The organism is Pseudomonas sp. V88_4, from assembly GCF_029967985.1.
GTDB classification, from domain to species: Bacteria; Pseudomonadota; Gammaproteobacteria; order Pseudomonadales; family Pseudomonadaceae; genus Aquipseudomonas; species Aquipseudomonas glycinae.
This window is the reverse complement of the sequence record NZ_JASCAF010000042.1, coordinates 39659-52442: the sequence shown is the minus strand read 5'-3', so window position 1 is coordinate 52442 and position 12784 is coordinate 39659. Positions and strand designations below refer to the sequence as shown.

At 53.2% G+C, this 12784-nt stretch carries 13 protein-coding genes; 1 reads left to right on the top strand and 12 read right to left on the bottom strand.

Annotated elements, in window-relative coordinates:
* Positions 1-39 precede the first annotated feature (39 nt).
* The 3 genes from QLG12_RS18690 to QLG12_RS18680 all read right to left on the bottom strand — a co-directional run bounded on the left by QLG12_RS18690 (position 40) and on the right by QLG12_RS18680 (position 1809).
* Positions 40-441: a hypothetical protein gene (locus QLG12_RS18690; RefSeq protein ID WP_282475040.1), complete on the bottom strand. Its 402-nt coding sequence runs from the start codon at positions 439-441 to the stop codon at positions 40-42.
* Positions 442-544: 103 nt separating this feature from the next.
* Entirely contained in the window at positions 545-1273 is a 729-nt protein-coding gene (locus QLG12_RS18685) for a metallophosphoesterase (protein ID WP_282475039.1), read from the bottom strand.
* A 59-nt stretch (positions 1274-1332) separates the two neighbouring features.
* On the bottom strand, positions 1333-1809 hold the full coding sequence (locus QLG12_RS18680) for a hypothetical protein (protein ID WP_282475038.1): 477 nt from the start codon (positions 1807-1809) through the stop codon (positions 1333-1335).
* Positions 1810-2101: 292 nt separating this feature from the next.
* On the opposite strand from QLG12_RS18680, the gene QLG12_RS18675 reads away from it, so the two are divergent.
* The gene (locus QLG12_RS18675) at positions 2102-2560 is read left to right on the top strand and encodes a helix-turn-helix transcriptional regulator (protein ID WP_282475037.1); all 459 of its coding nucleotides are present in this window, start codon (positions 2102-2104) and stop codon (positions 2558-2560) included.
* 125 nt (positions 2561-2685) lie between these two features.
* Here the strand turns inward: QLG12_RS18675 and QLG12_RS18670 are convergent, their stop codons facing one another.
* The 9 genes from QLG12_RS18670 to QLG12_RS18630 form a co-directional block, all read right to left on the bottom strand.
* Complete coding sequence (locus QLG12_RS18670) at positions 2686-4059, bottom strand: AAA family ATPase (RefSeq protein WP_282475089.1); 1374 nt, start codon at positions 4057-4059, stop codon at positions 2686-2688.
* A 128-nt stretch (positions 4060-4187) separates the two neighbouring features.
* Positions 4188-4976 (bottom strand): hypothetical protein, encoded by a 789-nt coding sequence (locus QLG12_RS18665; protein ID WP_282475036.1) that lies wholly within the window; start codon positions 4974-4976, stop codon positions 4188-4190.
* Entirely contained in the window at positions 4973-5413 is a 441-nt protein-coding gene (locus QLG12_RS18660; protein WP_169880800.1) for a VPA1267 family protein, read from the bottom strand. The genes QLG12_RS18665 and QLG12_RS18660 overlap by 4 nt, the downstream gene beginning before the upstream one ends.
* Complete coding sequence (locus tag QLG12_RS18655; protein ID WP_282475035.1) at positions 5413-5826, bottom strand: hypothetical protein; 414 nt, start codon at positions 5824-5826, stop codon at positions 5413-5415. Before QLG12_RS18655 ends, QLG12_RS18660 begins: the two co-directional genes overlap by 1 nt.
* Positions 5827-5829: 3 nt before the next feature.
* The gene (locus QLG12_RS18650; protein WP_282475034.1) at positions 5830-7836 is read right to left on the bottom strand and encodes an integrase; all 2007 of its coding nucleotides are present in this window, start codon (positions 7834-7836) and stop codon (positions 5830-5832) included.
* Entirely contained in the window at positions 7829-9364 is a 1536-nt protein-coding gene (locus QLG12_RS18645; protein WP_282475033.1) for a site-specific integrase, read from the bottom strand. The genes QLG12_RS18650 and QLG12_RS18645 overlap by 8 nt, the downstream gene beginning before the upstream one ends.
* Positions 9351-10571 (bottom strand): site-specific integrase, encoded by a 1221-nt coding sequence (locus tag QLG12_RS18640; protein WP_282475032.1) that lies wholly within the window; start codon positions 10569-10571, stop codon positions 9351-9353. Before QLG12_RS18640 ends, QLG12_RS18645 begins: the two co-directional genes overlap by 14 nt.
* Before the next feature lie 143 nt (positions 10572-10714).
* Entirely contained in the window at positions 10715-11233 is a 519-nt protein-coding gene (locus QLG12_RS18635) for a single-stranded DNA-binding protein (protein WP_007966163.1), read from the bottom strand.
* Positions 11234-11242: 9 nt separating this feature from the next.
* Positions 11243-12640, bottom strand: a complete 1398-nt coding sequence (locus tag QLG12_RS18630; protein ID WP_007955631.1) for an MFS transporter — start codon at positions 12638-12640, stop codon at positions 11243-11245.
* Positions 12641-12784: the final 144 nt, after the last annotated feature.

Below are 12784 nucleotides of genomic sequence, written 5' to 3'. Positions count from 1 at the left end.
CTCCAAAACGACCCTGTATAAAATGTCGGCGAGCATCGCTCACCCTGCCTTCATCGAAAAAGCAGCACCAATGCTGGCCTCTTTGCTCAGCCCCGGCCCAAGCAGGAGATAGACAGTTTTATTGGTTTCAAACATGTAAGGGCTGGAAGAGACGCCGAAATTACTGCGCACCCACATGGAAGGCCGGAAGCGACTTTGGCTGTCGAGGACAACTTCGTGGGCGAAAAGCGTCGCGGGGAGTAGACCAAGCCCGGTGAGTTTTTCCTTCTCGGGAGGTGTCACGGTGAGGTCGATCAGGATCCACTGCTTCACAACACAGAATGCTTTGCTTGGGAACGTCTTTGCTGCCAAGGCAATTAGCTCGTCCTGAGTGCCTTGCCAGCCATCCACCTCCTTCCCTGCGCCGTAAAGGAGCCGGGAAATCTCTTCTAACGTAACCATGTAATTTCTCTCGATTTAGGTGGAGCTGGCACCGATAGCGTAGCTCGACGCCTACACGCAGCGAAATTCTGTCAGCTGAGGGTCATCGCTGAACGACTGCATATCAAAGCTCGATCAAAAAATCCGGATCGAAACCAGTTAGTTGACTTGGGTAGCCGCGAGGATTTGAAACGACTCGGCATCCACGCTTTAAGAAATCCGCTGCAGTATGGGTATGCCCGTAAACCCAAAGATCAGCCTTGGCCACGAGCTCTGGCCAGTCATTGCCATAAGCAGCGATCAGGTGTGTGGGAAGATCATCACCCACGTAATCCAACGCCGGTGCATGGTGTGTAACTACAACGGTTTTGCCATCGAATGGCTTATCCAGTTCCTGTGAGAGCCAGGCATAGGCTGCTTTTGATCTAGCGATCAAGTCATCGGGACGAAGGCGCCGGTAACTCTCGTCTGCTCTGATGACGGTAAAGTCGTTCATCCATCCCCAAGCGACGCGCTTCGCGGCTGCAACGTCTCCAGTCGAAGAGTAATCTGTCCACGCTGTCGTGACCAAAAACCTAGTTTGATTCAGGATCAAGGCCTCGTTTTCTAGGACGTGGACATGAGGCGCTGCAGCGTCCTTCATTTTTCGAAGCGTGTGAACAATGTGGCCACCGTAGTACTCATGATTTCCGCAGACGTAAATTACCGGGCAGTGGAATGTGTCGTTCGCCCATCGCACGCCGCGCGATTTTAGATCGATGTCACCCGCGAGGATGACAACGTCCGCATCGCGCGGGTCGGGCTCGAACCGAGCGAACTCGAGGTGCAGATCTGAATAGATTTGGATCTTCATGGATTGACCATCTGGTGCCGTTGTCGTGTCAGAGCGATTCACTTGTCTCTATCACAGCGTCACTGTGGGGTCTGATAGTTGGTGCGATGGAAATGCTTCCCGGCGGCAGTCGTGGCGTCGTAAATCATTCGGATATCGCTGAGCAATCCTGCGTCGGTCACACCGGGAGAGCTACTGTAGATTGCTCCGCTATCGACTTTATGAAGCAGTACACACTCCCCATATTTGTCGTAGCCGACGATCGCACTGATCAACTTTTCCATGCGTTCTAAAGAACTTCCGTTCATGCAAGGCGGAGTTACGACCTGAACCGCCTCAATCATGAGTTCTGAGCTTCGCTGAGAGAGTAGGTGGGCCAGCATAGAAGGGTCTGATGGCATCAATTTTTTAAACCGAGCCCTTGCTCCTTCACAAATGCGAAAGCGAACGTGATACCAGAAATCCTCGCGGTCTCGCTCGATCATCCGCCAAGCTGTGCGGCCAGGCCCAGGGAAGCCCGGTAAGCCGACCATACAAAATTCATCTGAAATAAACATGGTGCAGGTTTCCTGGTTTTGCGATGCGGTGAGTCGACCAACGTTGGCAGAGAGCTAGCTCAAACAATTTGGCAATACATAGCTATTGTTTATGTGAGGTGCTCCCGCTGAGAGGCTACGAGTCGTATCCAGATCCGCTTGCCCCGAATCATTGAGACAGGCCTACGTCCTGCAGCGGGATGGCGCTACTGAAATATGAATCCGTTAAGGCGAAGTCCCATTCAAGTAAATATATAGACTTGTATGGATCTTCGCAATCGCGGCATACCGTCCTGCTTTGAGGGGAGTCAGGATGTTGCTTCGCAACGCGTATGCGGCAGTATTACAGTTGGTAAGGATTCGGCTGGGTCTGACACAAAACGACATTGCTATGACTGTAACGGCATCACACGTAAGCCAACTTGAAGCGGTCAAAACGTCTCCGACCCTTGAGGCCAGCCAAGAGCTTGCTCAAGCGTTACATCTGCACCCTGTTTCGCTGCTAGCGCTCGTCCACGCCGCCAAAGACCAGAAAACGGCCAGAGACATTCTTCTATTAGCCATAGAGGAATTGGATGCTATGGAGCTGCTGGATACCTCACTCCCTACTCAGCCCGAGAAGCTCCCTCATCCACAGACCGTGGCAGCGGAGAAAAAATGGGAGGCAGTCCAGGAGCTTAAAAATGAAGGGCGCAGCCAATCTGAGGTGATACAGATTTTGGGACTGCCGAAATCAACAGTCGCACGGCTTTGGCACAGGAAAAACCAATAAAGACTGTTTGGTTCAGTGGGGGCAGATGCGGTTCTACTGCTCCTAGTCAGGTCGCGCGAAGCTTCCACTAGCCTGCAAAGGCACCTACGTAGCGATGATCTAGGACATCCTCGGCTTCTTTGGATTTACGAGGTCTCGCTATCACCCGATTGAAGTTCGGCATCCAGAAGCGCCTTCAAACCAACTTGTCTTGAAAAGGCCTTGGGTGGCAACCTAGTAGCGTCTCGCACCGCGTCGATGTCGCCAACCAGTATGACCTGCACCTGAGCTCTGGTGACTGCGGTGTAGACGAATGTTCTGTCCAAGATGCGTGATTTGCGGACAGGGATGATAACCCTTTTGAACTGTGACCCCTGCGCCTTGTGCACCGTGATGGAGTAAGCGAGCTCTATTGAATCGACATCGGTGTCCAGAATGTAGTGTTGAACACCATCAAAGGTCGCCATTCCCAGCGCTATGACGATACGAGGCTTGTCCTCATCCCCCAGGTCTACTGATTGCGGTTTATCAAACACCTCATCAATCTGGCCAAGCGATCCGTTTTGCAGGTTCCGCATCCAGTCGTTTGTGGTGTACATAACCAGATCCCCGACGCACAAGCCTGTTGCTTCGATCTCACCTGTTTCAGGGTTTTCCGCAAGTAAGGGACGGCTGTGGTCAGCATATCTGAGGTGGCAGGTTCGATTAATCATCTCGACCCCAGCGAAGGCACATGATCTGGTGGCTGAAAGGATTTGTGTATTTTCCGTATCTTGCTCATAAAGCCGAATTACAGTCGAAATGATTTGATCATCGGAGCAAGGCAAAAACACGACGTCATCTGCTTCGTTGGCGCCGAATGTTGGCTGTAATCCAACGCGAATCTGGCGGGATGCCAATGGTATGGCGGACTCTTTCGACTGGCGCTTAACCTCGGTGAGCTCAGTGGTCGGCACTCCGGGCATGCTGCACAGCACGTGCAGGATAAGTCCGGCTCCAATGGGTGGAAGTTGGTACGGGTCGCCAACCAGGATCACCTGACTTTGAGGTGGTAGCTTCTGAACCAGTCGGTAGAACGTGACAAGATCAAGCATCGACGCTTCATCGATGACGATGATTGGCGCCGGCCCCATTTCTTTGTCTGTCACCTTGTTCAGAAAGCCTGCAATAGTCCGCGCTTCCTCGCCCGTGGCTTCAATCATTCGAGCGGTGGCTCGGCCAGATAGCGCCATTTGGAATCGAGGTCGACCTGTCGTATCGAGGGCTTTGTACAGAGCCTTGAGTACAGTGGTTTTTCCTACTCCGGCACCGCCAGTGATGATGCTGAAGCGTTTGGCAAACGAGGTAGCTACTGCGAGCTTCTGAGCTTGGTTCAAACCGAATGCAGGAAGCCCCAGATGCACCCTCTCCCCCGCCTCAAACTGCGTGATGACCTCGCTTACATCCACGGCGAACAACTGTGGCTGCAACGATGGGGTAACGATCAGGTCTCGGATGAACTGAGCACAACGTCGCTCCATCAGCCATGAACCAGGTGCAAATAGCATCACACCCAAGTGATCGAGTTCCTTGCATACAAACTGACCGGCTGAAGAGCCTGCCAACAAGGCCTTTGCCAGCGCCGCGCTTGGAGCTGAATGGGGTTTGATCAGTTGCCCGACGGTGGCTTGAAGATCTCTAAGTGAGCTGCATGTATGGCCATTCTCAGAAACTCGATACAGAGCCTCCTCCAATGCCGCAGCAATCCTTCGAGGATCATCAATGCACACGCCAAAGCCATCTCTGGCGATGCCATCCACCAGCACCCATACCCCTGCGAAACTGAGAAGCCGTACGGATCACTGGTCAGCGCGGAGATCGTGTTCTTCTTGTGGAACCGAATTGCTTTCCTGGCTAGGCCTAGTGGAATTTGCTTGTCCTGGACGAAGCGGAGTGTTTTAGCATCTCCGTCTTCAGCCCAACGCTTGAACATGCCTTCTCGAACATCTTCAGTCGGGATGATCAGCATTATGGCTTCGTGATAAGCATGATCGAGCACTTCATAAAGCCGCTCTCCCAGAGTATCCCAAAGCCGAGTAGCCTTAACCTCACCAACCCCTCTGACGTTGTCACCTAACCACTGGATTACTTGAGAGCCGCTCGGGCGAACAAGGCGAATATCCTGGGCATCAACGGTCATTTCATTGATCGCAAACGTGCCATGAGTCCTCAGGATAGTGGTGACTTCGCCATAAACCTCAAAGATGGCGCCTACAGCGATGTCGGAGAGCTTGGCGATAGCGTCCGCCACCTTGATGACCACAGGTCTCGACCGGTCATTGATGCCCCGAACAACATCCATGCGATGACCGAATGCGATACACCCCTTGCGGTTAGCAGAACGGATGCTGGTGATGCGTACACTGATGTTGATCAGCATAGGGGCAACGGCATTCATCTGGGCATCCTTCCGGTTTCTTCGAGAAACTCGCTCATGAGCGTGTGGCGATCAAGCATCTGCTTGGCGGCTTGGAGCTCAGCGCGCAACGCGGCGTTCTCTTGCTCCAGCGAATTCAGTCGCTGACCGTCCTGCCTCCGCTGTTTCGCATCAGTGTCTCTCAGCGCAGGCTCCACTTTCTGTCCCGATGGCAGAGAAGCCACCAAGGGAGGCAATACCCCTGCCACCCTGAGTTCAGCCTCAAGGCTCTCCAGCGCCGAACGGATGGCCGGATTCTGCACGAGAGCACTCTTCCCGAACCCGCACTCAGTTGCGATTTCGGAACGCTTCAGCTTGCCCCGGTGAACGTACTCTCTGAAGTCACCGTCGGACTTCGAGGTTGCCCAGGCAAGAAAAGCAGCGTGGTTTTGTTCAGCAATCTGCTGCCCGTTAGCCATCAGGATTTCGCCTCTGAGGAGTCACGGTCAACAAACGGCAGCGGAGCATCAAGCTTGTCCGCCGACACGTTGAATTTATGGGCGTTGTACTGCCAACGCATGAACCGCTCCAACAACCGTTCGTTCTCACGCTCTAGTCGGTGATTTTCAGCCTCCAGCCGACGAATTCTCTGCTCAGCGATGCTGAGGCTGGCAGGTCGCTTGGTTGAAACAAAACCGGACTTCAGCCTGGCTTTTTGGTGGGTGAACGCGCTCTTAATCTTCTCGTGAGAATTCAAGGTTTGCCGAGTAGGCCGTGACCCTACCAACGGCTCAATGGCATCGCAAAGCGCCTCCCAGGCGAGCTTTCCTTCCCAACCGTCAATCAAGCCGACAATCATATCCAGGTCTTTTGGACTCAAGTGCTTTGCCATGCCTTACATCCCCATCAGTGCACGGAGCTCGTCCATGTCCGGCTCGTCGTTTTCGGGTGCAGGTAGGCTCGGGGCAGTTGATCGGGCAGCAATAGCACGCTTCAGCGGACTGAACTCCTGGTCATTGCTTAAACGAATGATCGTGCCGTCGGGTGTATCCTTCGACTCCAGAATTTCGATCAGTTGATCAGCTCGTTCGAGGGTTTTGATCTGATGCCGACTCCAGCGATCTGCACCGTAGATACCGTCCTCGTTGGCAGCCTGCGCCTTTGCAAGCTGAACACGAATTCCGTCACGGTGGCTCTTGAGTCGTTCAAGTTTGCCGTCATCCCCTTTCACGCAGACCTGCTCAGTGCAATTCAGACAGTCACGGTGCTTCTGGCACGGCAGCATCGAATAGTCATGCACGCAGAAGCCGAAGATTGTGATGTGAGCAATCCCCTCACCCAAGGCATCTAGGTCAGCCAATGTTACTGGTGTGTTCTCTCTGATCTTCGTCAGAGCGACGCCAACTCCCGCCTCCCTGGCCATCTCGACATGCTCATCAGTTGTCATGTGGTTATAGGTAGCGTTCTGGTGGATGTTGGCTCGCCCTGACCATTTGGCGATGTCCAACTGGCCCAGGCTGCCGCGTTGAGCCAGCGTATTCAGGTAGTGGCGAACTTGGTGAGATGTCATGGAGATGGGAGTACCGTCAGGATTCTTGTAGCCATTCCGCTCCCAAATGCTGCGCTCTTGGCCATCGATGTAATTGATGTCAGTGGTGAACGTACTCTTCCCTGGAGCCCAGACAATAATAGGTCGAGGCGGCATATCCAAACGCAGTTCATTCTGACGAAAACAGCAAAGGGCTTCGGAATATTTGATGTGCCGTTCTTTATTAAGCCATGGCCAACCCTTTGGCAGCTTGCTGTGCATGAAGTCATTGAGAAATGACAGCGTCACAAACCCTTTACGGGCATAGATTTCGCCGTATGGCTCGTACCCCCGCAACGCGGAGTTGAGGGCGGCTCTAGCATTTCCACTCGCCGAGACACCTAAAGCTTGGCAGGCTTGCTCATTCGTTAACTGCTGATTCTCCCCTACGTTCGGGCAATCTTCGTGGCGGTAAAACTTCTCTGGATGGCTTTCAAGCCACTTCGCTAGCTTGCGGCCTGGCTCAGACATTTCAGTGAGACGACGAACTGCTTCCTCGGCGATTTGTACCATCGGGGTGGGTATCCACTTGATGTCGGATTCATATCCCTTGCCGGCGTAGAACCTCAGCCCCGTGCGCTCGATGCCCTTTGCGTCGGTCTCCCGATACAAGCAGTTCACTGGAAGATCCTGAACTTCTGTGATCCTGGACGGTGCGCACATGCACAGCGCAAAGATCGACGTAGTGAAGCGATCACGTGCGCCTAGCAGGTCGTTGTTGAACATTTCAGCCATGGCTTCAAGCATGTAGTCGTGAGGCATTTTTTCCTCGCGCCGTAGCTTGGTAACATCATCCGTACGATGAATCTCTTTTGGCTTCTTGATGGGATTTTTCCAAGCGATTGGCGCTGGAATGATTCGGCTTTCATTCAAAAATTCGACTAGCTTCACTAGGCTGATACCAGCCTGATACGACGAGGCATCATAAGTGCGCGCTACTTTCGCGGCCTCATCCAAGACACTAATGTCGGTTAGCGTTATGTCAGCGGAGCCTTTGATTTCAAGCAAAGCAGCTTCAATGCAACGGATCGCCTTGAACTCGTTTTTGAGCTTGTTCGGGTTATGCCCCTGCTGGTAACGAACGTAGGCTTTGGCGAAAGGAATGATGTCAGCGTTGAGGAGCTGCTCCTCGGTATACCCTCGGGATGGTGCCCCCTTCTTTGTGAAGTTACCCACACCTGGCCACGCATTACTGAACCAGTCGAGATCGGCGCCAAAAACTGTCAGCCTGTCCCGGCACATGAGGATGAACTCGTCTAGGTGCTGCCGACTGGAGAGCTGGGCTTTGGGGACAAACAGGAAAACATTAGACATTGGCGAGATCGCTCTTCATTGCGTTGCAACGGGTTACTACATCACTGACTGCAAGAATGAGTCTGTCGTTGACGGATGCGATTTTCAGGTCGCCCGTGCCTTCATAAACGCTGTCGCGCTCACTAATGAGTCCATCAAGTACAAGCTCATGTGGCCCATCCAACCATGGCTGAAAGTGAGAGCAGGTATAACAAGCGACAGGGGCAAGCGCGCCACAGAATCCAAAACTACCGCAGCTACCCACGTTGCCACCGGCACTACAGATCCTGCTGGAACGATCATTGCCACGACGCGCCTTGGTTTCGTTCAGAACTAGAACGCCCTGAAAAGCTTGCGCGAGAGGAGCGAGCTGCAGAGCTACAGCCTTGTCGATACGCTCGACAATCTCCGGAATGTTCCTCACGTACACACCAGCGTTTTGGATATCTGAGTGGTCGAGAGCCTCGGCGATGACGTATTCGCCCCTGCCTTCCCTTGCGAGGTTGGTTCCCAAGGTGTAGCGAAAGCGATTGGGATTCATATGAGTGATTGAACCAGTCCGCTCGCTAATGACAGCTATCTCGGCCTTCACAACTACCATTGCTTCACCAACCTCTGCCGAACGAGCATGCAAAAAATCGCCAGACAATTGATCCTTGAGATTTTCCGAGGCGTCGTACTTGTTCATATCTGGAAAAAGTGGCAACTCAACAAGTAGATTAACTGGTATCCCTCCAACAGCGCTGGCTTTAAAAGAAGCCATAACCTGCTCAGCTTGCGACTGGAGTAAAAGCCACAAATCTTCCACTATAGGAAATTTCTTGAATGAACTTCGCCAGCCCGCATACCTTTGCTTTCCACGCGGGAAATTAATGAAATGCTTACCTTCAAAAGCTACAAGGTCTTTAATCTTTAGGGCCGAAATCTGGATAGGCCTTCTGCCGGTCATTGCGAGAATCATTGCATAGCAAGTACTGCGTAGGTCGAGGCGGCCATCCGTATAACACTCAAGCACACCAGAAACTATGCCCTCCATTTCGATGTCAGTCAGAGGCCCACTTTCTGGGCACATAGATTGAACAGCAAAACCTTTTTCGTTTCCTTTGATTCTCCATTTTTCCATCATGGACAAGGTTTCTGATGGGATACCTTCGTAACCAATAGATATCCATGTACGAATGAAGGCGCGCACTGGGCTAAGTTGCCACTCATCACCAATCAGCTGTGAACGAAAAGAGATCATCGATTCCGGGCTAAAAACCTCTAACCCCGCTGTAGATTTAAAATATCTCTTAAACCGTTGATGCACATTTTCGGTATGCCTTGCAGAACAGGTTTGTGCGTAAACAGCCAAAACTTGTTTAAAAGACTCTATTAGATCACTCCTTAACCACTCAGAAAGCCAATCAAGGTCAAATGAGACGTCTTTGTTCAGCCTCCAGATTTCCGATGCAATGGAGATCTCATAACCATCTTTGGAAAAGAACTCTTCGCGCTTGTACGGGACAGAAGCAGAAAAATCATTATCAGGTGTATTAGCAGCTTTCATCAGACGATCTTCCCAAGCGTTTGTTTTGCAATTGAATCACGGCCTTTCCGGCCTCTTCCCTGATGTGACGCTTGTTATAAGTCGCCGCCGTTCCAGAAGTCTCACTCCAACCCATCAAATAAGATCGAAGTTTTTCTTCCCGTTCAGGCTTTAAACCTCGCTCGCTAGACTGCTGTGAAAAAATGTAGTTCCAGTGATGACGAAGCGCATGAGTATGAAAGCCCTCAAATTCAGCGGCTATTTTCTTGAGACCAAAAATAAACTTTCCAAAACCAGAATTAGAAATTGGCCAGCCCTGACTCGGCCCAGGACGGTGGGTAATGAAGAGAAAACCATGTTTTCTAGCACCTGGAATTTTGCCCCGGTACTTGGAGATGTAATCGTGTATTCGATTCATCAACTCCGGCGACAACGGGAAGCTACGTTCCCTCGTCTTCGCCAATGGCTGATAGGTTCTGGGATCTCCAGCTGAGTCTGGTCGACGAACCACGCATAAGATGCCCTTAGCGAAATCAAAATCATCAATCTTGAGATTGAGCAATTCTCCTCGGCGCAAACCCGTCAGGCGAAGAATGGTGAACATCAGTGCATTCCGAAACTGGATGCCGAAATCAGTCACTGGGTTGGCTTCGCTGCCTGGTTTGATGACTTCTTCAAGAGCATCTAAGAGAGCGTCGTCCAAGTGGACTTCCGACCTATCTTTCTCGGTGCTGCTACTTATCCGAGGTCGGTTGGCTTTGATCATCTCCACCATAGCCTCGATGTCTTTGGCGCTAGTCGCTGTCATGGGATGAAGTCGCCCAGCTACGAACCCCAGGTACTCGGCAATCACAGACATCCGATTAAACTGGTTTTCCTTGGATACTGGATATTGGCGACGCTTGATAGACGCGACCTTACCTAAATTTGGCTTCGTATCTGCCAGCCGTTTCTGAGCGAAATCACGAAGAGAGTGGATATTTTGAGAAAAAAGCAGCTCGCTTCGCTTAAAGCGCGATTCAAAATCAATGCTGTAGTAGTCCGCCCATGCACAAAGCACTTTGATGGCAGATAGAGCCTGATTGATTGTGTTCACCGCCCGGCCGCCTCCGCGCAGCTCAGCAGTAACGTAGAGCGTTGGGTAGTAAAGAGGCATGCCAGTGTCATCAACGAGGATCGAAAACCTCTCACCTGACTCTGCCTGAAACCTTCTCACCGATAGCTGCATGAAAACCTCGAATTCTTGACATAAATTCAAGGTATGAGCTTAGCGAAAAAGCGTCAACAATTTTTTTACACCCATAAAACGAGAAAACCCCCGCATGGCGGGGGTTTTCTGGGAAAACTTTACAAAAATATCTAAGGTGTTGTCTAGAACGGAATATCGTCATCGAAGCTGTCGAAATCCGGAGCCGGTTGCGGTGCGGCCTGCTGTGGAGCCGGGGCCGGACGCTGCTGAGGTGCCGACTGCTGCGGACGCGGAGCCTGTTGGCGTGGCGCCTGCTGCTGATAGTTGTTGCCACCGCCTTGTTGGTCGCCCTGTTGTGGACGGCCGCCGAGCAGTTGCATGGTGCCTTGCATGTCGACCACGATCTCGGTGGTGTAACGCTTGATACCGTCTTTTTCCCACTCACGGGTCTGCAGCTTGCCTTCGATGTAAACCTGCGAACCTTTGCGCAGGTATTCGCCGGCGATTTCGGCAACCTTGCCGAACATCGATACGCGGTGCCACTCGGTCTTCTCGACCTTCTGACCGGTCTGCTTGTCGGTCCACTGCTCGCTGGTGGCCAGACTCAGGTTGGTCACGGCGTTACCGTTGGGCAGGTAGCGTACTTCGGGATCCTGGCCGCAAGTACCGACCAGAATGACTTTGTTAACCCCACGGGCCATAACGTTCTCCTAGGCTTCGCACGCAGTCTGCGCCGGGTTGTTCACCAGGCGTTCGAGAGTGGTGCGATCCATTAATTCGGTGTCCAGTTTGATGTAGATCGCCGCTTCATCAGCGACTATGACTGCATCAGTTACCCCTACGAGGGCCTTGAGACGCTCGACCAGACCCGCTTCGCGGATCGCTTCGGGCGACAGCGGCAGGCGCAGGCTCGTCACGTAGGGAGGTTCGCGCATGGTAACAGCAAAGGCCAGCCAAAGTGCAGCCAGCCCGGCACATCCGAGGAACACAACCGACAGACCGCCATGCTGGAACATCCAGCCGCCGAGAATCCCGCCGAGTGCCGAACCGAGGAACTGACTGGTGGAGTACACGCCCATGGCCGTGCCCTTGCCACCTGCCGGTGAAACCTTGCTGATCAGTGACGGCAGCGATGCTTCCAGCAGATTGAACGCGGTGAAGAACACCACCGTTCCGATCACCAGAGCCCGCAGGCTGTCACCGAACTGCCAGAAGAATAGCTCAGTCAGCATCAGCGTCATCACGGCACCGAGCAAAACTCGTTTCATTTTGCGTTTCTTCTCGCCGTAGATAATGAACGGAATCATGGCGAAGAAAGAAATCAGCAGCGCGGTGAGGTAGACCCACCAGTGCTGTTCCTTGGGCAGACCGGCCTTTTCGACCAGCGCCAGGGGCAGTGCGACGAAGCTCGACATCAACATCGCATGTAACACAAAAATGCCCAGGTCCAGCCGCAGCAGGTCCGGGTGCTTGAGCGTCGGCATCAACGCCTGGCGTGCAACGCCGGACTCACGATGGCTCAGCGGCCCGGTGGATTTCGGCACCATGAACATCACGATCACGATCCCCACCAGCGCCATCCCACCCGTGGCGAGGAACAGACCGGACAGGCCGAACGCACGGGTCAGCAGCGGCCCGACCACCATCGCCACGGCGAACGACAGGCCGATGGTCATGCCGATCATGGCCATGGCTTTAGTGCGGTGCTGTTCGCGGGTCAGGTCGGAAAGAAGAGCCATGACCGCTGCGGAAATAGCGCCGGCGCCCTGCAGGATCCTGCCGGCAATCACGCCCCAGATCGAATCGGCCTGGGCCGCCAGCACACTGCCGAGGGCGAAGACGATCAGCCCCAGGTAAATCACCGGACGTCGGCCGATACGGTCGGAAATGATCCCGAACGGAATCTGGAAGATCGCCTGAGTCAGGCCGTAAGCGCCGATCGCCAGCCCGATCAGGGCCGGGGTCGCTCCCGCCAGATCCATGCCGTAGGTCGCCAGTACCGGCAACACCATGAACATGCCAAGCATACGGAAGGCGAACACAAGGGCCAGACCGCTCGCCGCGCGGGTCTCGCTGCCACTCATGCGTTCGCTGTGGGGATCGTGCATGGAAAAACCTCGTGTGAACCGGCGGCGATTCTACCAGTCCCATCGAGAGACGGGGTATATCGCGACGCTTTGACGCGTATAGATGAAACTCTCTTCATGTAAGGCAAAAAACCCTTCACTTGATAGTGTGCATCCATCCAGTAT